Consider the following 20,372-nt stretch of genomic DNA (forward strand, 5'->3'; position numbering starts at 1 on the left):
TAGTTAATCTGCGCACGACACAAAACTGTAGGAGCCGGGCTTGCCCGCGATGAGGCCCGAAAGAACACCACAGATCAGATCCGCCAGAAAGGCTTGAGCCCCTCCTCCCGCGCCTGCTCCGGAGACAGCCCCACATCCCTGAGCTGCTCCGGCGTCAGCGCCAGCAACGCCTTGCGCGTGTGCAGACGATGCCAGAACAGACCCCAGCGACTCAGGCCGGACGGCGCATTGCGCATCAGCGCCTCACGTGTACCGTTTTCCTGCCCTCTCGCCAGTTCCTGACTGTGTAACGTCAGCCGCACATCGCTCAAGCCGTTCATTTTGATTGCTCCTGTTTACTTGGGTAGCCAGAGCTTTCATTATGCGTGGACGACGAAAAGCATTACAGATTCAACACACAAGTATTAATTCCATACAGATTTTACGATTCAGCGTCTGAATCCCAGTTTTTTGCCCGATCTGTATTGGTTAACCGAATCACCCACACCGAGACTGCACCATGACCCTTTACGTCAACCTCGCCGAGTTGCTCGGCACGCGTATCGAACAGGGCTTCTATCGCCCCGGTGACCGGCTGCCCTCGGTGCGGGCGTTGAGTGTCGAACATGGCGTCAGCCTGAGCACTGTTCAGCAGGCTTATCGCGTCCTGGAAGACAGTGGCCTGGCGACGCCGAAACCCAAGTCGGGCTACTTCGTGCCGGTGGGTCGTGAACTGCCGGAGCTGCCGGCCATCGGGCGCCCGGCCCAGCGACCGGTGGATATTTCGCAATGGGACCAGGTGCTGGAGCTGATCCGCGCGGTGCCACGCAAAGATGTGGTGCAACTGGGTCGCGGCATGCCGGACATCACCACCCCGACCATGAAACCGCTGCTGCGCAACCTCGCGCGTATCAGCCGCCGACAAGACATGCCCGGTCTGTATTACGACAACATTCACGGCACCCTCGAACTGCGCGAACAGATTGCACGCCTGATGCTCGACTCCGGTTGCCAGTTGAGCGCCAGCGATCTGGTGGTCACGACAGGCTGCCATGAAGCGCTCTCCACCAGCATTCGGGCCATCTGCGAGCCGGGGGACATTGTGGCGGTGGACTCGCCGAGCTTTCACGGCGCCATGCAGACCCTGAAGGGGYTGGGCATGAAAGCCCTGGAGATTCCCACCGACCCACTCACCGGCATCAGCCTCGATGCGCTGGAACTGGCCCTGGAACAGTGGCCGATCAAAGTCATACAGTTGACCCCCAACTGCAACAACCCACTGGGCTACATCATGCCGGAGTCGCGCAAACGTGCGTTGTTGACGCTGGCACAGCGTTTCGATGTGGCGATTATCGAGGACGATGTGTATGGCGAACTGGCCTACACCTACCCTCGGCCACGCACGATCAAATCCTTCGACGAGGACGGTCGCGTCCTGCTGTGCAGTTCGTTTTCCAAAACCCTGGCCCCCGGATTGCGCATCGGTTGGGTAGCCCCCGGCCGTTACCTGGAACGGGTGCTGCACATGAAATACATCAGCACTGGCTCCACCGCGCCACAACCGCAGATTGCGATTGCCGAGTTTCTCAAGGCGGGGCACTTCGAACCGCATTTGCGGCGGATGCGCACGCAATACCAGCGCAATCGCGACGTGATGATCGACTGGGTCACGCGCTACTTCCCGGCCGGCACCCGCGCCAGTCGCCCACAAGGCAGCTTCATGCTGTGGGTTGAGCTGCCGGAAAGCTTCGACACCCTGAAACTGAATCGCGCCCTGCATGATCAAGGCGTACAGATTGCCGTCGGCAGCATCTTTTCCGCGTCGGGCAAGTACCGCAACTGTCTGCGCATGAACTACGCTGCCAAGCCAACACCGCAGATCGAAGAAGCGGTGCGCAAGGTCGGCGCCCTGGCGATCACACTGTTAGCGGAAACTGACAGCATCTCTGACTGACTTTTCTCGGAAACCCAGCGTCCATATGCCGACACCTGCCGCCAATCGGAACGATCCTACGTGAGAGTCAGACAGTCCCTGCTCGCTCTTCTGCTATTCGCCTCGTTCCTCAGCGGCTGCGCCAGCGTTGACGTTCAGCGCCATCCGAGCCAGGCGCTGCCGGCCAGCGACTCGGCGTTCGGTCGCTCGGTCCAGGCGCAGGCCGCGCCTTATCAGGGTCGCTCGGGCTTCCGCCTGCTGTCCGACAGCACCGAGGCCTTCACCGCCCGCGCCGAACTGATCCGCAACGCACAAAGCAGCCTCGATTTGCAGTACTACATCGTGCATGACGGCATCAGCACGCGGATGCTGGTAGAAGAACTGCTCAAGGCTGCCGACCGTGGCGTGCGGGTGCGCATTCTGCTCGATGACACCACCAGCGACGGCCAGGATCAAATCATCGCGACCCTCGCGGCGCACCCGAAAATCCAGATCCGCGTGTTCAACCCGTTGCATTTGGGGCGCAGCTCCGGCGTGACGCGAACCGTGGGCCGCCTGTTCAACCTGTCGCTGCAACATCGGCGCATGCACAACAAACTGTGGCTGGCGGACAACAGCATGGCGATCGTGGGTGGGCGCAATCTGGGCGACGAGTACTTCGACGCCGAGCCCAACATGAATTTCACCGACATCGACATGCTCAGCGTCGGCCCGGTGGCCGAACAGCTGGGACACAGTTTCGATCAGTACTGGAACAGCGCGCTGAGCAAGCCGATCGAGCAATTCCTGTCCAGCAAACCGACGGCCAAGGACCTGCAAAACACCCGGACCCGCCTGGAGGAGTCGCTGGATGAATCGCGCAAGCAGAACCATGCGCTGTATCAGCAATTGATGACCTTCAAGACGCACCCGCGCCTGGACATCTGGCGCCGAGAACTGATCTGGGCCTGGAATCAGGCGTTATGGGACGCACCGAGCAAGGTGTTGGCCGATGGAGAGCCAGATCCGCAACTATTGCTGACGACACAACTGGCACCTGAAATGAAGGGCGTCAGCAAAGAGCTGGTCATGCTCTCGGCTTACTTCGTGCCCGGCCAGCCAGGCCTGGTGTACCTGACCGGTCGCGCCGATGCCGGTGTGTCCGTGAGCTTGCTGACCAACTCACTGGAAGCCACGGACGTGCCGGCCGTGCATGGCGGGTATGCGCCCTATCGCAAGGCATTACTGGAACACGGCGTGAAGTTGTTCGAGCTGCGCCGCCAGCCGGGTGCGGGCGGAGGCAGCGGCAGTGGGCCACACTTTTTCGGACGCCCGACTTACTCGGGCTCCGACTCCAGCCTGCACAGCAAGGCCATTGTCTTCGACCAACAGAAGTCCTTCGTCGGCTCGTTCAATTTCGATCCGCGCTCAGTGCTGTGGAACACCGAAGTCGGCGTGTTGGTGGACAGTCCCGAGCTGGCCACCCATGTGCGCGATTTGGCAATGCAGGGCATGGCGCCACCGTTGAGCTATGAGGCGAAACTGGAGGATGACCGGGTGGTCTGGGTCACCGAAGATGACGGCCAGTTGCACACCCTGACCAAAGAACCGGGGAGCTGGTGGCGGCGGTTCAACGCATGGATGAGCACCACCGTCGGCCTGGAGCGGATGCTCTAGCGGGCGATAAAAATCTCTGTAGGAGTCAGGCAGGTTCGGCAACCGTGCCAAACGCACCCTGGCGCATCAGCAGAATCACCAAGCCGAATGCCCCGGCCGCCATCAGCAACGGCAACGCATGCCCACTGATCCACTGGCTGCCGGCACCCGCCGCCAATGGCCCGACCAGGCAACCGATCCCCCACAGCTGCGCGATATGGGCATTGGCGCGCACCAGCGCATCGTCGCGATAACGCTCGCCGATCAGGATCAGTGACAAGGTGAACAAGCCGCCCGCACTGGCGCCGAACAACACCCACAACGGCCAGATCAGCAGCGTGTCGATCAGCAATGGAATCGCCAGGCTCGACAACAGCAAGACCACGGCGCAGCCCGTGAACAGCGTGCGTCGGGACAATCGATCCGCCAGCGCACCAATCGGCAGCTGCAACAACGCATCACCGACCACCACGGTACTGACCATCGCCAGGGCAATCTCCGTGGTGAAACCTTGACGCAGGCAGTACACCGGCAACAACGTCAGGATCATCGCCTCGAACGCGGCGAACAACGACACCGCCCAGGCAATCGCCGGCAGGCCACGACAGAAAACCCACAAGTCGCCGAACGTCACGCCACTCGCTTCGCTGCTGGGCGCGCCGCTGCGACCCAACAACAGGAACGGTGCCGCCGTCAGCAAGCCAACACCGACCCAGAATCCGTAATCGTGTTCAGTGCCCAGAACACCCAGCAGCACAGGCCCGGCAAGCTGGCTCAGGGCATAGCTGCAGCCATACAGCGCAACCAGCCGCCCGCGCCACTCTTCCACCACGAGTTGGTTGATCCAGCTTTCACCGAGAATAAAGACCAGCGTCAGAATGACTCCGATCATCAGCCGCAACACCAGCCAGATCGGATAGCTCGGCAACAGCGCGAGCAAGCCGATGGACAACGCCCCGGCCCACAGGCACAGACGCATCAGATTGGCCGTGCCCAGACGCGCGGCCAGATGACTGGAGACTTTCGCCCCCAGCAACACGCCAATGGCCGGCATCGCCGCCATCACGCCGATGGCGAATGAGTCGTAGCCCCAGCTTTCCAGGCGAAACGACACCAGCGGCATGCTGACGCCCAAGGCCAGGCCGACACTCAAGACAGACGCCAACACGGCGAAATAAGTCGCCCAACGCATGTTCCACGCTCCTGTGGATATTTTCATGTACAACACAAAACACTGTGGGAGCGAGCTTGCTCGCGATAACGGTTTCACATTCAACAATGACGTCGACTGTCAGACCGCTATCGCGAGCAAGCTCGCTCCCACAGGGGATCTTCGTTGTGCCGGGCCCCGGTCTCGGGGCCCGCTACTGATTACAACTTGATCCAGGTCGCCTTCAGCTCGGTGTACTTGTCGAACGCGTGCAGCGACTTGTCGCGGCCGTTACCCGACTGCTTGAAGCCACCGAACGGAGCGGTCATGTCGCCGCCGTCGTACTGGTTAACCCAAACACTGCCGGCGCGCAGTGCGCGGGCGGTCAGGTGAGCCTTGGAGATGTCCTTGGTCCACACCGCAGCGGCGAGGCCGTATGGCGTGTCGTTGGCAATCGCAACGGCTTCTTCGGCAGTGTCGAAAGCAATGACCGACAACACCGGGCCAAAGATTTCTTCCTGGGCGATTTTCATCGCGTTGCTCACACCGTCGAAAATCGTTGGCTCAACGTAAGTGCCACCGGTTTCCTGGAGCGTGCGCTTGCCACCGGCCACCAGTTTGGCGCCGTCGGCATGACCCGACTCAATATAGGACAGCACAGTGTTCATCTGCTGGGTATCGACCAGCGCGCCGACGTTGGTCGCCGGGTCCAGCGGGTTGCCTGGCTTCCAGGTTTTCAGGGCCTCGATCACCAGTGGCAGGAATTTATCCTTGATCGAACGCTCCACCAGCAGGCGCGAACCGGCGGTGCAGACTTCACCCTGGTTGAAGGCGATGGCGCCGGCAGCGGCTTCGGCCGCTTCCTGCAGGTTTGGTGCATCGGCGAACACGATGTTCGGGCTCTTGCCGCCGGCTTCGAGCCAGACGCGCTTCATATTCGACTCGCCTGAGTAGATCAGCAGTTGCTTGGCGATTTTGGTCGAACCGGTGAACACCAGTGTGTCGACATCGTTATGCAGGGCCAGGGCCTTGCCGACGGTGTGACCGTAACCTGGCAGCACGTTCAGCACGCCTTTCGGGATACCGGCTTCAACGGCCAGCGCAGCGATACGAATGGCGGTCAGCGGCGATTTTTCCGACGGTTTTAGGATCACCGAGTTACCGGTCGACAGCGCCGGGCCGAGTTTCCAGCACGCCATCATCAGCGGGAAGTTCCACGGCACGATGGCGCCGACAACGCCAACCGGCTCGCGCGTCACCAGGCCGAGCTGATCGTGCGGGGTGGCGGCGACTTCGTCGTAAATCTTGTCGATGGCTTCGCCGCTCCAGCTCAGGGCTTGCGCCGCGCCGGGAACGTCGATGTACAGGGAATCGCTGATTGGCTTGCCCATGTCCAGGGTTTCCAGCAGCGCCAGCTCTTCAGCATTCTGCTTCAACAGGCCGGCGAAACGAATCATGGTGGCTTTGCGTTTGGTCGGCGCCAGGCGCGACCAGACACCGGAATTGAAGGTGGCGCGGGCGTTTTCAACCGCGCGCTGGGCGTCGGCGGCGTCACAGCTGGCAATCTTGCCCAGCAGACGGCCATCGACCGGGCTGATGCACTCGAAGGTCTCGGCGGAGACAGCGTCGGTGTATTCACCATTGATGTAAGCGCGGCCTTCGATCTTCAGATCGCGAGCCCGTTGTTCCCAATCGGCACGAGTCAGGGTGGTCATTCGAGTGTCCTCCTCTTATTGAATACGAACGCTGCGCGGTCTTCGCGGGCGCTGTCAGGAATTCTGCCCGGCCAGCCTGCTTTTCGGCCCAAGGCAACCCCCACCCTAAACCAGCGGCAGGTGAAGTTTCAATATATTTGACATAAGGCCGTCAAACGGCCTTGCGATGTTCATTTTAATAAACATAGACTTTGGGCTTTTCAGGCAATCACGGGAAATTACAACAATGAATATCCAGGATGTCGTCGACTTCAGCCAAGCCACGACAGCGCCCGAGCGCTATCGACCGGACCCGGTGAAAATCCTCAAGGGCGACCCGGAACAAGCGGTGTACAACCACTACAACAGCCCGTGCGGGCAGTTGAATGCTGGCGTTTGGGAAGGCGACGTCGGGCAATGGACGGTGAACTTCACCGAACACGAGTACTGCGAAATCGTTCAAGGGGTTTCGGTGCTGCGCGATAACGATGGCAACAGCAAAACCCTGCGCGCGGGTGACCGCTTCGTGATTCCTGCCGGGTTCCGCGGCACTTGGGAAGTGCTGGAGCCGTGCCGCAAGATTTATGTGGCGTTTGAACAGAAAGCTTGAGGATTTAGATTGTCTGGGCCGACGCTTTCGCGAGCAGGCTCGGTCCCACAGGTTTTGTAATCGACACAGATTTCTGTAGGAGCATGGCTTGCCCGCGATGAGGCCCTGACAGGCCCCACAAAACTCAGGACACAAAAAAGGCCCGTATCTCGCGATACGGGCCTTTTTCGTAAGAGAGAAAAATCAATTACTTGATTTTGCCTTCTTTGTAGATCACGTGCTTGCGAACAACCGGATCAAATTTCTTGATCTCGATTTTGTCCGGGGTAGTACGCTTGTTCTTGTCGGTAGTGTAGAAGTGACCAGTACCGGCGCTCGAAATCAAACGAATCAATTCACGCATGATTAGCTCCCTTAGATCTTGCCGGCTTTGCGGATTTCGGCCAGCACGACAGTGATGCCACGCTTGTCGATGATACGCATGCCTTTGGCAGATACGCGCAGACGCACGAAACGTTTCTCTTCTTCAACCCAGAAGCGGTGATGCTGCAGGTTCGGCAGGAAACGACGACGGGTTTTGTTGTTTGCGTGGGAAATGTTATTCCCAGTCACCGGACCCTTACCGGTAACTTGACATACTCTCGACATGCCTCAGCCCTCTAAAACCACATGCCCAACCCGGCATGGGTTGGCCGCTTAATCTCTCAGTCATTTGGCGCCAGGCGCCGCGTTTCTTTAGAGGTCTTACCGGCTACACCTACAGTGAAGGAACCGGGCCCCTAGAAAAGAGCGCTGCTTTATACCAGAAAGACTGAAGAGCAACAACATTCCGTGTGCACAGACCTGATAAAAACCCCGTTTTTCGGGCCACGAGCGCCTTGGATAAAGGCTATCGTGGCTAAAGACCGCTCGTCGCAGAGAATCGGTCAAACCGCCCATTCAGGATTTTTCTCAGCCGGTGCGCACTGAAATCAATCGCACATACTCCCCTTAAAATGAAAAAGGGGATAGTCATTTGCAAAAGAGCCCACTAGGGTAAGCCTTTTCCAGACTGCACTTGCAGATGGGCCTTCGATCTGTAAAGGAATCCGACCATGCGCCTCGCTGCCCTACCGTTGTTGCTCGCCCCTCTCCTGCTGAGCCCACTGGCCCATGCCGCGGCGCTTAGCGTCTGCACCGAGGCCAGCCCCGAAGGGTTCGACGTGGTGCAATACAACTCGCTGACCACCACCAACGCCTCGGCCGACGTGCTGATGAACCGCCTGGTGGATTTCGACACGGCCAGCGGCAAAGTGGTCCACAGCTTGGCGGACAGCTGGGAGGTCACACCCGACGGCCTGACGTATGTGTTCAAACTGCGTCCGGACGTGAAATTCCACACTACTGAATACTTCAGCCCGACGCGCGAACTGACCGCTGAAGACGTAATCTTCAGCTTCGAGCGCATGCTCGACCCGGCCAACCCTTGGCACCAAGTGGCCCAGAGTGGCTTCCCCCACGCGCAATCGATGCAGTTGCCGGCACTGATCAAGAAAATCGACGCGCTGGACCCGCTGACCGTGCGTTTCACCCTCGACCACCCGGATTCGACGTTCCTCGCCACATTGAGCATGGGGTTCGCCTCGATCTATTCCGCCGAGTATGCCGACAAGCTGATGAAGGCCGGCGCTGCCGAGAAGCTCAACAGCCAGCCTATCGGCACCGGCCCATTCGTGTTCACGCGTTTCCAGAAAGACGCCTCGATTCGCTACAAGGCCAACCCGGATTACTTCCGCGGCAAGCCTTCGGTGGACCCTCTGGTCTTCGCAATCACCCCGGACGCCAACGTGCGCCTGCAGAAATTGCGGCGCAACGAATGCCAGATCGCCCTGTCACCCAAACCTCTGGACGTACAGGCCGCGCTGAAAGAGCCGACGCTTAAAGTCGAAAAGACTGACGCCTTCATGACCGCGTTCGTTGGCATCAACAGCCAGCATCCACCGCTGGACAAGCCGGAAGTGCGCCAGGCGATCAACCTCGCCTTCGATAAGGCCAACTACATCAAAGCCGTGTTCGAGGACACCGCCGAGCCCGCCAACGGCCCCTACCCGCCGAACACCTGGAGCTACGCCAAAGGCCTGCCGGGTTACCCGCACGACGTTGCAAAGGCCAAGGCGTTGATGGCCAAGGCCGGGCTCAAGGACGGCTTCCAGACCACCATCTGGACCCGTCCTTCCGGCAGCTTGCTGAACCCCAATCCCAGCCTCGGCGCGCAATTGCTGCAATCCGATCTGGCGGAAATCGGCATTCAGGCCGAAATCCGCGTGATCGAATGGGGCGAACTGATCCGCCGCGCCAAGGCCGGCGAGCACGACCTGCTGTTCATGGGCTGGGCTGGCGACAACGGCGACCCGGATAACTTCCTTACGCCGCAGTTTTCCTGCGCGGCGGTCAAGTCCGGGACCAACTTCGCACGGTACTGCAATCAGGATCTGGACAAGCTGATCAGCGCCGGCAAGACCACCGGCGAGCAAGGCGTGCGCACCAAGCTCTACGAACAGGCGCAGGCTCAGATTCAGCAACAGGCGCTGTGGTTGCCGCTGGCACACCCGACGGCGTTTGCGCTGACGCGTAAGGATGTCGAGGGTTACTCCGTTAGTCCGTTTGGCCGCCAGGATTATTCGAAGGTAGTCCTCAAACCATAAGCGACAACACAAAACCTGTGGGAGCGGGCTTGCCCGCGATAGCGGACTTTCAGGCGACAACCATGTTGAATTTGCCGACGTCATCGCGGGCAAGCCCGCTCCCACAGGGACTCACTTAACTTCGACCCCCTCGCTTACATCCACCCGTACTCAGCCATCGACAGCGGCTCGCCGTCACCGATGATGAAATGGTCGAGCACCCGCACGTCAATCAAATCCAATGCCTCTTGCAGGCGTTTGGTCAGCAGCCGATCTGCCTGACTCGGATCAGGATTGCCCGACGGATGGTTGTGGCACAGGATCAACGCTGCGGCGTTGTGGGCCAACGCGCGCTTAACCACTTGCCTCGGGTAGACGCTGGTGCTGTCGATGGAGCCGCGAAACAGCACCTCAAAGGTCAGCACTTGATGCTTGGAATCCAGAAACAGACAGCCAAATACCTCATGAGGCTCGTGGCGCAGCATCGATTTCAGGTAATCCCGAACGGCCTGCGGGTTCTCCAACGCTGACTTTTGACGTGCGCGCTCGGCCAAATGCCTCCGGCCCATCTCCTGCGCTGCTTGCAACTGAGCGAATTTCGCTGGCCCGAGCCCCAATTGCCTGCTGAAGGCGACCTGATCGGCCTCAAGCAATGAGCGCAGGCTGCCAAACTGATTCAGCAGGTGTCGCGCCAGATCCACCGCGCTTTTACCTGAAACGCCAGTGCGTAAAAAAATCGCCAGCAACTCTGCGTCCGAAAGACTTGCCGAGCCCAACTCCAACAACCTCTCCCGCGGCCGCTCCGCCGCCGGCCAATCACGAATACTCATAGCACCTTCCCTGTCTGTGGGCGCCGCTGTTCCATTGCGGTCGCTGTGATATCGTAGCCCATCTTTTTTGCGGGCGATTTCACTCCTGGGGAGGGGGTATCGCCCTGCTGTCATCAACGAAATGAAAGGCAGACCTATGCAGCGGCTGTATCGGAAACGCATCGTTCTGGGCGTCGGCGGCGGCATCGCTGCCTACAAGAGCGCCGACCTGGTTCGCCGCCTGATGGACCAGGGCGCCGAAGTGCGCGTGGTCATGACCCGTGGCGGTGCCGAGTTCATCACCCCGCTGACCATGCAGGCCCTGTCCGGGCACCCTGTGCACCTGGACCTGCTGGACCCGGCAGCCGAAGCGGCGATGGGCCACATCGAGCTGGCCAAATGGGCAGACCTGGTGCTGATCGCCCCGGCGACCGCCGACCTAATCGCGCGCCTGGCCCAAGGCATCGCCAACGACCTGTTGACCACGCTGGTGCTGGCCACCGACGCCGTGGTCGCCGTTGCCCCGGCGATGAACCAGGCCATGTGGCGCGATCCGGCGACCCAGGCCAACCTGCAAATCCTCGAAAGCCGCGACATCAAAACCTTCGGCCCGGCCTCCGGCAGCCAGGCCTGTGGCGACGTTGGCCTGGGCCGTATGCTCGAAGCCACCGACCTTGCCCAGTGCGCGGCGGACTGTTTCCAGCGCCAGGCGCTGACTGGCAAACACGTGCTGATCACCGCCGGTCCGACCCAGGAAAACATCGACCCGGTGCGCTACATCACCAACCACAGCTCCGGGAAAATGGGCTTTGCCCTGGCCGAAGCCGCGGTGGAAGCCGGCGCCCGCGTGACCTTGATCACCGGCCCGGTGCACCTGCCAACGCCGGATCGCGTTACGCGTATTGACGTAGTCAGTGCCCGCGACATGCTCGCCGCGTGCGAAGCCGCGATCCCTTGCGACCTGTTCATCGCCTCGGCAGCGGTCGCGGACTACCGTCCGGAAGTGGTCGCCCCACAGAAACTCAAGAAAGACCCTACGAACGGCGACGGCTTGTTGCTACAAATGGTGCGCAACCCGGACATCCTGGCCACCATCGCCACACGCCCCGACCGCCCGTTCAGTGTCGGTTTTGCCGCCGAGACCGAACACCTGCTCGATTACGCTGCCCGCAAGTTGAAAGACAAAAACCTCGATTTGATCGTCGCCAACGACGTCGCCAACCCGAGCATTGGCTTCAACAGCGAAGAAAACGCCTGCAGCGTGATCGACCGTGAGCTTCACGCCACACTTTTCGCCCAGACCAGCAAGAGCAAAATTGCTCGCCAGCTGATCACTTTTATCGCCGAACGTCTGAACCAGGTTTAATTTACATGCACGCTTTGCAAGCCAAGATCCTCGACCCTCGCATCGGTACTGAATTCCCGCTGCCGCAATACGCCACGCCCGGCTCCGCTGGCCTCGACCTGCGCGCCATGCTGGAAAAAGACATCGTGATAAAACCGGGTGAAACCGTGCTGATCCCCACCGGCCTGTCGGTTTACATCGGCGACCCGGGCCTGGCCGCGCTGATCCTGCCGCGCTCGGGCCTGGGCCATAAGCACGGGATCGTGCTGGGTAACCTGGTCGGCTTGATCGACTCCGATTACCAGGGCCCATTGATGGTGTCCTGCTGGAACCGTGGCCAGACCGATTTCACCATGGTCATTGGCGAGCGTCTGGCCCAGCTGGTTCTGGTGCCTGTGGTGCAAGCGCATTTCGAGATGGTCGAAGAATTCGTCGAAACCCAGCGCGGCACGGGCGGTTTCGGTCACTCCGGTAGCCACTGATCAAAAAACAGGCAACAGTGTGGTGAGGGGCTTGCTCCCTCGCCCCATTTGCTCTGAAAGTTGAACATTCATCTGGAAGGTTTACCGCTGAAAATCAAGGCATTGGCCGGCCAAATCACCGCTGACGTCACTGGCATGGCCTTTTCGCACCACGAACTCTCTGTGGAAAACACCGTCATACCCTTCAGTTTGAGCCTGCCGACGAATGATTCGCCGGTCTGTCCAGCCACTTTCGAGATGGAGCATTTCCACAGATGAACAGCCCAGCCCACATCGCCCCCAAGTTCCCCGACAGCATTTTCCGCGCCTACGATATCCGCGGCACTGTCCCGGAATTTCTGAATGCTGAAACGGCCTACTGGCTCGGCCGTGCCATCGGCGCCCAAAGCCTGGCTCAGGACGAACCCAATGTTTCGGTTGGCCGTGACGGCCGCCTGTCTGGCCCGGAACTGGTCGAGCAACTGATCAAGGGGCTGGTCGACGCCGGCTGCCAGGTCAGCGACGTTGGCCTGGTACCAACGCCGGCGCTGTATTACGCCGCCAACGTGCTGGCGGGCAAGTCCGGCGTGATGTTGACCGGCAGCCACAACCCGTCGAACTACAACGGCTTCAAGATCGTCATCGCCGGCGATACGCTGGCCAACGAACAGATCCAGGCCCTGCACGACCGCCTCAAGACCAACAACCTGAGCAGCGGCAAAGGCAGCGTCACCAAGGTCGACATTCTCGACCGCTATAACACCGAAATCGTCCAGGACATCAAACTGGCCCGCCGCCTGAAAGTCGTCGTGGACTGCGGCAACGGCGCGGCCGGCGTGATCGCCCCGCAACTGATCGAAGCGCTGAACTGCGAAGTCATCCCGCTGTTCTGCGAAGTCGACGGCAACTTCCCCAACCACCACCCGGACCCGGGCAAGCCTGAAAACCTCGTGGACCTGATCGCCAAGGTCAAGGAAACCAATGCCGACCTGGGCCTGGCCTTCGACGGCGATGGCGACCGCGTTGGCGTGGTGACCAACACCGGCAGCATCGTCTACCCGGACCGCCTGCTGATGCTGTTCGCCCGCGACGTTGTAGCGCGCAACCCGGATGCGGAAATCATCTTCGACGTCAAATGCACCCGCCGCCTGGTTCCGCTGATCAAGGAATACGGTGGTCGGCCGCTAATGTGGAAGACCGGTCACTCGCTGATCAAAAAGAAAATGAAACAATCCGGCGCACTGCTGGCCGGCGAAATGAGCGGGCACATCTTCTTCAAGGAGCGCTGGTTCGGTTTCGACGACGGCATTTACAGCGCCGCGCGGTTGCTGGAGATCCTCAGCAAGGAAAAATCATCGGCCGAAGAGCTGTTTGCGACCTTCCCGAACGATATTTCTACGCCGGAAATCAATATCCATGTGACCGAAGAGAGCAAATTCAGCATCATTGATGCATTGCACGATGCGACGTGGGGCGAAGGCGCTGACCTGACCACCATCGACGGCGTGCGAGTCGACTACGCCAAAGGCTGGGGCCTGGTGCGCGCATCCAACACCACACCGGTGCTGGTGCTGCGCTTCGAGGCCGATGACGAGGCTGAATTGCAGCGCATCAAGGACGTGTTCCATGTCCAGTTGAAGCGTGTTGCACCTGATCTCCAACTACCGTTCTGATTCACCCGGAGCCCTGAATGACCCTCGAACGCGAAGCCGCCGCCAACACCGCCAAGGTCCTGTCCGAAGCGCTGCCTTATATTCGCCGCTATGTCGGCAAGACACTGGTGATCAAATACGGCGGTAACGCGATGGAAAGCGAGGAGCTGAAAACCGGCTTCGCCCGCGACATCGTGTTGATGAAAGCTGTGGGTATCAACCCGGTGGTGGTTCACGGTGGCGGCCCGCAAATCGGCGACCTGCTCAAGCGCCTGTCGATCGAGAGCCACTTTGTCGATGGCATGCGCGTCACCGACGCCGCGACCATGGACGTGGTGGAAATGGTGTTGGGCGGCCAGGTCAACAAGGACATCGTCAACCTGATCAACCGTCACGGCGGCAGCGCCATCGGCCTGACCGGTAAAGACGCCGAGCTGATTCGTGCGAAGAAGCTCACCGTCACCCGCCAGACCCCAGAGATGACCCAGCCGGAAATCATCGACATCGGCCACGTCGGCGAAGTGGTCGGCATCAACACTGACCTGCTGAACCTGCTGGTTAAAGGTGACTTCATCCCGGTGATCGCGCCGATTGGCGTCGGCGCCAACGGTGAGTCGTACAACATCAACGCTGACCTGGTGGCCGGTAAAGTGGCCGAAGCACTGAAAGCTGAAAAGCTGATGCTGCTGACCAACATCGCTGGCCTGATGGACAAATCCGGGACGGTCCTGACCGGCCTGACCACCCAACAGGTCGACGATCTGATCGCCGACGGCACCATCTACGGCGGCATGCTGCCGAAAATCCGTTGCGCGCTGGAAGCGGTACAAGGCGGCGTGGGCAGCTCGCTGATCATCGATGGTCGCGTGCCTAACGCGATCCTGCTGGAAATCTTCACCGATACCGGCGTGGGCACCTTGATCAGCAATCGCAAGCGCCCTTAAGCGATTGCGAATACAAAAAGACCCCGCTCAGCCTGGCTGAGCGGGGTCTTTTTTTATCCACCAATACCTGTAGGAACAAGGCTTGCCCGCGATGAACGATAACGCGGTGCATCAGAGACACCACGGCGTATCAATCGTGGGCAAGCCATGCTCCTACAGATCGGCGTCTCAGACGCCGAATTGGGCGCGGTAGGCTTCTACGGCTGGCAGGTGCTGCTTGAGCTGCGGATCGTCTGCCAGGAATTCCAGCACCTGGTTCAGCGACACAATGCTGATGACCGGGATACCGAAGTCACGCTCGACTTCCTGGATTGCCGACAACTCGCCGTTGCCACGCTCCTGACGGTTCAGGGCGATCAGCACGCCCTTGGCCTTGGCGCCGTCCTGGGAAGCGATGATCTGCATCACCTCACGAATCGCGGTCCCTGCAGTGATCACGTCATCGATGATCAACACATCGCCGGTCAGCGGTGCGCCGACCAGGCTACCGCCTTCGCCGTGGGCCTTGGCTTCTTTGCGATTGAAGCACCATGGCAGATCACGGTCATGATGCTCAGCCAGGGCCACCGCAGTGGTCGCCGCCAACGGGATGCCTTTGTAGGCAGGGCCAAACAGCACGTCGAACGAAATGCCGCTCTCGACGATGGCTGCCGCGTAGAAGCGACCCAGCTGTGCAAGTGCCGAACCCGAGTTGAACAGGCCGGCATTGAAGAAGTAAGGACTGGTACGCCCGGACTTCAGGGTGAACTCACCGAAGCGCAAAACGCCGCGATCGATGGCAAAACGAATGAAATCGCGCTGATACGCTTGCATGCAAAAAACCCCAAATACCACGGATTTAGCTAATTAGGTTGACGCCGTGTATCATACACGCACGCGATTTTTGGGGCCATTTATGCGGATCATCAGTGTGAACGTCAATGGTATTCAGGCTGCAGTCGAGCGTGGTTTGCTCAGTTGGCTGCAAGCACAGAATGCCGACGTCATCTGCCTGCAGGACACCCGCGCCTCCGCCTTTGAACTGGACGATCCAGCCTTCCAACTGGATGGCTACTTCCTTTATGCCTGCGATGCCGAAGTCCCCGCCCAAGGTGGCGTGGCTTTGTATTCGCGGTTGCAACCGAAGGCAGTCATCAGCGGCCTGGGCTTCGAGACAGCCGACCGCTACGGGCGTTACCTGCAAGCCGATTTCGACAAGGTCAGCATCGCGACCTTGCTGCTCCCTTCGGGGCAGAACGGCGATGAAGACTTGAACCAGAAGTTCAAGCTAATGGACGATTTCGCCCGTTATCTGGATAAACAGCGACGCAAACGTCGCGAGTACATTTACTGTGGCTCGCTGTACGTGGCGCAACAAAAGCTGGATATCAAGAACTGGCGCGACAGCCAGCAATCCCCGGGCTTCCTGGCACCTGAGCGTGCCTGGATGGACGAGATTGTCGGCAATATGGGTTATGTCGATGCCCTGCGCGAAGTCAGCCGTGAAGGTGACCAGTACAGCTGGTGGCCAGATAACGAGCAGGCTGAGATGCTCAACCTGGGCTGGCGTTTCGACTACCAGTTGCTGACCCCGGGCCTGCGCCGCTTTGTTCGCAGCGCACGCCTGCCACGTCAGCCACGGTTCTCGCAGCATGCACCGCTGATCGTGGACTACGACTGGACGCTGACTATCTAAGCGTCGATTCGCAGATGCAAAAAAGCCGACATCACTGTCGGCTTTTTTGTGGGCAACGATTTGTGCGATGGCTTACTTGATCAACCGCCAGGTAAATGGGTAACGATAGGGAAACCCTTCGTTAGCCTTCACACCCGCAATAATCGTCAGCACCAACGCGCCAATCGCCACCAGACCGAACAGGAAGAACCCTACGATCACCACCATCAACAGGAAACAGACAGTGGACGCAATGGCGACGGTGATCTGAAAGTTCAGCGCCTCCTTGCCCTGCGCATCGACGAAGGGGTCCATCTCACGTTTCATCTGCCAGAGAATCAGCGGGCCGATCAGCGTGCCGAACGGAATCCAGATCCCCAGCAAGGCGGACAAGTGACAAAACATTGCCCACTGCCGAACTTCTTTGCTCGGCGTGGGAAGCAGCTGTTGCTCGTCACTCATACCGTCCTCCTTGTCTGGTGCGGGTCCAATCAGTCGGCCAGTGCAGCCTTCTGCAGTTCGAAGATCTCGTTCATGCCTTTCTTCGCCAGTTCCAGCATAGCGTTCAGCTCTTCAGGCTGGAACGGTGCGCCTTCGGCAGTGCCCTGAACTTCGATGAAACCGCCAGTACTGGTCATCACCACGTTGAGGTCGGTCTCGGCAGCCGAGTCTTCCAGGTAGTCGAGGTCGAGCACTGGTTCGCCCTGATACATACCCACCGAAACGGCAGCGATCATTTGCTTGAGCGGGTCGCCGCCTTTCAGGCCGCCGCGCTTCTTGATCACTTTCAAGGCATCGACCAGCGCAACCATGGCACCGGTGATGGACGCGGTACGGGTGCCGCCGTCAGCCTGGATCACGTCGCAGTCGACATACAGGGTCACGTCGCCCAGCTTGGACATGTCCAGCGCCGCGCGCAGGGAACGACCGATCAAACGCTGGATTTCCAGGGTACGGCCGCCTTGCTTGCCACGGCTCGCTTCACGCTGGTTACGCTCGCCGGTGGCGCGCGGCAGCATGCCGTACTCGGCGGTCAACCAGCCTTGGCCCTGACCTTTGAGGAAACGCGGCACGCCGTTTTCGACGCTGACGGTGCAGATGACTTTGGTGTCACCGAACTCGACCAGTACAGAACCCTCGGCGTGTTTGGTGTAGTTGCGGGTAATGCGGATCGAGCGGAGCTGATCGGCAACGCGACCACTTGGACGTTTCATAGGGAATACCTGTACGGGGACGGAAAACTGCGGAGCATTATAGAGCCGTCGGCCACGACTGGGCACTTCTAAAAAATCTGGYCGACGACCGAAGGCCCTGAACAGCGCTTTACCGACGGCCTGCCGCCTTTTGTCACAGCGTGTGTTTGGGCGCATCCGCCCCACTGCGCTACAATCCTGCGCCTTTGCTGCCTGTCGGCTTTAATTCACAGATATCGGGTCTGCGACACCTTTGGTAATGCATCGACCCGACTTGCGAGGTACCTCCATGGTGCACAGCATGACCGCCTTCGCCCGCGTTGAAAAAGCCGGCACCCAAGGCACCCTGAGCTGGGAACTGCGCTCGGTCAACAGCCGCTACCTGGAGCCGCACTTGCGCCTGCCGGAATCGTTTCGCGACCTCGAAGGTGCGGTCCGCGAAGCCCTGCGCCAGGGAATCTCCCGGGGCAAGCTTGAATGCACCCTGCGCTTCACCGAAGAAAACACCGACAAACCCCTGCAAGTGGACCGCGAGCGCGCCGCACAACTGGTCGCCGCCGCCGAGACGATTGCCAGCCTGATCAAAAATCCTGCGCCGCTCAACCCGCTGGAAGTGCTGGCCTGGCCAGGCGTGCTGGTAGGCGACGCCGCCGACCCGCAAGCCCTGAATGCCGAAGCGCTGGCGCTGTTCAACGAAGGCCTGAAAGAACTCAAGGCCGGTCGCGAACGCGAAGGCGCGGAGTTGGCACGGCTGATCAACGATCGCCTGACCGCCATTGAAGAAGACGTCGTCACCCTGCGCGAACTGGTCCCGCAGATGCTTGCCACACAGCGCCAGAAAGTCCTCGACCGCTTCGCCGACATGAAGGCCGATCTGGACCCGCAGCGACTGGAGCAGGAAATGGTCCTGCTCGCGCAAAAGAGCGATGTGGCCGAAGAACTGGATCGCCTGAGCACTCACATCATCGAAGTTCGCCGGGTCCTCAAATCCGGTGGCGCTGCTGGACGGCGCCTGGACTTCCTGATGCAGGAACTCAACCGCGAAGCCAACACACTGGGCTCCAAAGCCTTCGACCCGCGCAGCACCCAGGCTGCGGTCAACCTCAAAGTGTTGATCGAGCAGATGCGTGAACAAGTGCAGAATATTGAGTAAGGCAACCCCGACATGACCCACAGCACCGGCACCCTGTACATCATTTCCGCGCCTTCGGGCGCGGGCAAGAGCAGTCTGGTCAAGGCCCTGACCGACGATGATCAAGAGATCCGCGTCTCGGTCTCCCACACCACCCGCGCCATGCGTCCCGGTGAAGTGAATGGCGTGAACTACAACTTCGTCACGCGCGAAGAGTTCGTGAAGATGATCGAGCACGGGGACTTCCTGGAGCGCGCCGAAGTGTTCGGCAACCTCTATGGCACCTCGCAAAGCCACCTGCAACAGACCCTGGACGCAGGCCACGACCTGATTCTGGAAATCGACTGGCAAGGTGCCGAGCAGGTGCGCAAGCTGATGCCTCAGGCGCGCTCGATCTTCATTCTGCCGCCGTCGCTTCAAGCCTTGCACCAGCGGCTGACCAACCGTGGCCAGGACAGTGACGAGATCATCGAYGGCCGGATGCGCGAAGCCGTCAGCGAGATGAGCCACTATGTCGACTACGACTACCTGATCATCAACGACGATTTCGCTCACGCACTGCATGATCTGAAGGCGATTTTCCGTGCCAATCAGCTGCATCAGAAGCGTCAGCAGCAGCGTAACGGAAAACTTTTGGCCGAATTGCTCGGCTAATCAGCTCTTCCCAAAACCGCTGCAAGGGCTTTACATTGGCACTTGCAGCGCGTTGAAGGGTCTGGTCAAAAAATCAGCGCTTCCCTAATCGCTGGTGATTTTTTAAACTGTTGAGTCCGCTCGCCCAACCGGGCAGCGCGCATATTGCATTCGCTCCGAGGAATACCATGGCCCGCGTAACCGTTGAAGACTGCCTAGAACACGTGGAAAACCGCTTTGAGCTGGTCATGCTCTCTACCAAGCGTGCCCGTCAACTGGCCACCGGCGGCAAAGAGCCCCTGGTTCAGTGGGAAAACGACAAGCCTACCGTTGTAGCCCTGCGCGAAATCGCGGAAGGCCTGATGAGCTACGAGTTCATCGCCAACGCTGAAATCGTCGAAGACGAACCGCTGTTCGCAGCGTTCGAGGACGAGTCCAACGAGGCCGTCTAAGCCATGCCTGGTCGACGTAGCACGGCGCGGGGTCACAGCGAACGGCAGGAATTATCATGCCGAGCATAGACGCCCTCGCCGATCGCTTATCGACCTATCTCGGCAAGGACCAGGTCAACCTGGTCCGCCGAGCGTACTTCTACGCCGAACAGGCCCACGACGGTCAACGCCGCCGTAGCGGTGAGGCGTACGTCACGCATCCTCTTGCAGTGGCGAATATTCTTGCCGACATGCACATGGACCATCAGAGCTTGATGGCGGCCATGCTGCATGACGTGATCGAAGACACCGGTATTGCCAAGGAAGCGCTGCAAGCGCAGTTCGGCGAAACCGTGGCCGAACTGGTCGACGGGGTCAGCAAACTGACCCAGATGAACTTCGAGACCAAAGCCGAAGCCCAGGCCGAAAACTTCCAGAAAATGGCGATGGCCATGGCGCGCGATATTCGCGTGATCCTGGTCAAACTGGCCGACCGCCTGCACAACATGCGGAC

At 59.8% G+C, this 20,372-nt stretch carries 21 protein-coding genes and 1 pseudogene; 13 read left to right on the plus strand and 9 right to left on the minus strand.

All coding sequences use genetic code 11. The annotated features are described in order from the left end of the window. Positions 1–74: 74 nt before the first annotated feature. Positions 75–320, minus strand: a complete 246-nt coding sequence (locus AC1D2P_RS25465; RefSeq protein WP_109785734.1) for a DUF1127 domain-containing protein — start codon at positions 318–320, stop codon at positions 75–77. 179 nt (positions 321–499) lie between these two features. Here AC1D2P_RS25465 and AC1D2P_RS25470 point away from each other — a divergent pair, with 179 nt between their 5' ends. Continuing rightward, the gene (locus tag AC1D2P_RS25470; protein ID WP_109785735.1) at positions 500–1,933 is read left to right on the plus strand and encodes an aminotransferase-like domain-containing protein; all 1,434 of its coding nucleotides are present in this window, start codon (positions 500–502) and stop codon (positions 1,931–1,933) included. Between the two features lie 60 nt (positions 1,934–1,993). Continuing rightward, positions 1,994–3,568 (plus strand): phospholipase D family protein, encoded by a 1,575-nt coding sequence (locus AC1D2P_RS25475; protein WP_109785736.1) that lies wholly within the window; start codon positions 1,994–1,996, stop codon positions 3,566–3,568. A 25-nt stretch (positions 3,569–3,593) separates the two neighbouring features. Here the strand turns inward: AC1D2P_RS25475 and AC1D2P_RS25480 are convergent, their stop codons facing one another. Continuing rightward, entirely contained in the window at positions 3,594–4,739 is a 1,146-nt protein-coding gene (locus AC1D2P_RS25480; RefSeq protein ID WP_046030660.1) for an MFS transporter, read from the minus strand. Positions 4,740–4,918: 179 nt separating this feature from the next. Beyond that, positions 4,919–6,412, minus strand: a complete 1,494-nt coding sequence (locus AC1D2P_RS25485) for an aldehyde dehydrogenase (RefSeq protein ID WP_109785738.1) — start codon at positions 6,410–6,412, stop codon at positions 4,919–4,921. Positions 6,413–6,638: 226 nt separating this feature from the next. Between AC1D2P_RS25485 and AC1D2P_RS25490 the strand changes: the two genes are divergently transcribed. Next, entirely contained in the window at positions 6,639–7,001 is a 363-nt protein-coding gene (locus AC1D2P_RS25490) for a cupin domain-containing protein (protein WP_109785739.1), read from the plus strand. A gap of 187 nt (positions 7,002–7,188) precedes the next feature. On the opposite strand, the gene rpmG is transcribed toward AC1D2P_RS25490, so the two are convergent. Then, positions 7,189–7,344 carry a 50S ribosomal protein L33 gene (gene rpmG, locus AC1D2P_RS25495; RefSeq protein ID WP_007894709.1) on the minus strand — a complete coding sequence of 52 codons (156 nt, stop codon included), beginning with the start codon at positions 7,342–7,344 and terminating at the stop codon, positions 7,189–7,191. An 11-nt stretch (positions 7,345–7,355) separates the two neighbouring features. Then, positions 7,356–7,589 (minus strand): 50S ribosomal protein L28, encoded by a 234-nt coding sequence (rpmB, locus tag AC1D2P_RS25500; protein WP_007894701.1) that lies wholly within the window; start codon positions 7,587–7,589, stop codon positions 7,356–7,358. A gap of 446 nt (positions 7,590–8,035) precedes the next feature. On the opposite strand from rpmB, the gene AC1D2P_RS25505 reads away from it, so the two are divergent. Further along, positions 8,036–9,625, plus strand: coding sequence for an ABC transporter substrate-binding protein (locus AC1D2P_RS25505; RefSeq protein ID WP_109785740.1), 1,590 nt, complete (start codon positions 8,036–8,038; stop codon positions 9,623–9,625). A 134-nt stretch (positions 9,626–9,759) separates the two neighbouring features. On the opposite strand, the gene radC is transcribed toward AC1D2P_RS25505, so the two are convergent. Next, positions 9,760–10,434 carry a RadC family protein gene (radC, locus tag AC1D2P_RS25510; RefSeq protein ID WP_046030672.1) on the minus strand — a complete coding sequence of 225 codons (675 nt, stop codon included), beginning with the start codon at positions 10,432–10,434 and terminating at the stop codon, positions 9,760–9,762. A 136-nt stretch (positions 10,435–10,570) separates the two neighbouring features. Here radC and coaBC point away from each other — a divergent pair, with 136 nt between their 5' ends. From coaBC to argB, 4 genes and pseudogenes are all read left to right on the plus strand, one after another. Next, entirely contained in the window at positions 10,571–11,779 is a 1,209-nt protein-coding gene (coaBC, locus tag AC1D2P_RS25515) for a bifunctional phosphopantothenoylcysteine decarboxylase/phosphopantothenate--cysteine ligase CoaBC (protein WP_077431033.1), read from the plus strand. Between the two features lie 5 nt (positions 11,780–11,784). Next, positions 11,785–12,240: a dUTP diphosphatase gene (gene dut / locus AC1D2P_RS25520; RefSeq protein WP_046030675.1), complete on the plus strand. Its 456-nt coding sequence runs from the start codon at positions 11,785–11,787 to the stop codon at positions 12,238–12,240. A 275-nt stretch (positions 12,241–12,515) separates the two neighbouring features. Continuing rightward, positions 12,516–13,892 (plus strand): annotated as a pseudogene (locus AC1D2P_RS25525) (phosphomannomutase/phosphoglucomutase); the annotation flags it as partial. Between the two features lie 17 nt (positions 13,893–13,909). Next, positions 13,910–14,815 carry an acetylglutamate kinase gene (gene argB, locus AC1D2P_RS25530; RefSeq protein WP_046030681.1) on the plus strand — a complete coding sequence of 302 codons (906 nt, stop codon included), beginning with the start codon at positions 13,910–13,912 and terminating at the stop codon, positions 14,813–14,815. A 168-nt stretch (positions 14,816–14,983) separates the two neighbouring features. Here argB and pyrE read toward each other — a convergent pair whose 3' ends face one another. Continuing rightward, a complete protein-coding gene (gene pyrE, locus AC1D2P_RS25535; RefSeq protein WP_046030683.1) occupies positions 14,984–15,628 on the minus strand; it encodes an orotate phosphoribosyltransferase in 645 nt (214 codons plus the stop codon). A gap of 82 nt (positions 15,629–15,710) precedes the next feature. Here pyrE and AC1D2P_RS25540 point away from each other — a divergent pair, with 82 nt between their 5' ends. Continuing rightward, complete coding sequence (locus tag AC1D2P_RS25540; protein WP_003176915.1) at positions 15,711–16,490, plus strand: exodeoxyribonuclease III; 780 nt, start codon at positions 15,711–15,713, stop codon at positions 16,488–16,490. 72 nt (positions 16,491–16,562) lie between these two features. Here the strand turns inward: AC1D2P_RS25540 and AC1D2P_RS25545 are convergent, their stop codons facing one another. Then, positions 16,563–16,931 (minus strand): DUF4870 domain-containing protein, encoded by a 369-nt coding sequence (locus AC1D2P_RS25545; protein ID WP_109785742.1) that lies wholly within the window; start codon positions 16,929–16,931, stop codon positions 16,563–16,565. A 29-nt stretch (positions 16,932–16,960) separates the two neighbouring features. Continuing rightward, positions 16,961–17,683 carry a ribonuclease PH gene (gene rph / locus AC1D2P_RS25550; protein WP_046030686.1) on the minus strand — a complete coding sequence of 241 codons (723 nt, stop codon included), beginning with the start codon at positions 17,681–17,683 and terminating at the stop codon, positions 16,961–16,963. 268 nt (positions 17,684–17,951) lie between these two features. On the opposite strand from rph, the gene AC1D2P_RS25555 reads away from it, so the two are divergent. The 4 genes from AC1D2P_RS25555 to AC1D2P_RS25570 form a co-directional block, all read left to right on the plus strand. After that, the gene (locus tag AC1D2P_RS25555) at positions 17,952–18,815 is read left to right on the plus strand and encodes a YicC/YloC family endoribonuclease (RefSeq protein WP_109785743.1); all 864 of its coding nucleotides are present in this window, start codon (positions 17,952–17,954) and stop codon (positions 18,813–18,815) included. A gap of 12 nt (positions 18,816–18,827) precedes the next feature. After that, positions 18,828–19,448 carry a guanylate kinase gene (gmk, locus tag AC1D2P_RS25560; protein WP_046030688.1) on the plus strand — a complete coding sequence of 207 codons (621 nt, stop codon included), beginning with the start codon at positions 18,828–18,830 and terminating at the stop codon, positions 19,446–19,448. Positions 19,449–19,615: 167 nt separating this feature from the next. Then, complete coding sequence (gene rpoZ / locus AC1D2P_RS25565; RefSeq protein ID WP_003177259.1) at positions 19,616–19,879, plus strand: DNA-directed RNA polymerase subunit omega; 264 nt, start codon at positions 19,616–19,618, stop codon at positions 19,877–19,879. A gap of 56 nt (positions 19,880–19,935) precedes the next feature. Next, positions 19,936–20,372: HD domain-containing protein (locus tag AC1D2P_RS25570; RefSeq protein ID WP_477811647.1), on the plus strand; the 437-nt coding region annotated here is incomplete at its 3' end.

Source organism: Pseudomonas sp. P1_F1_2 (assembly GCF_056405815.1).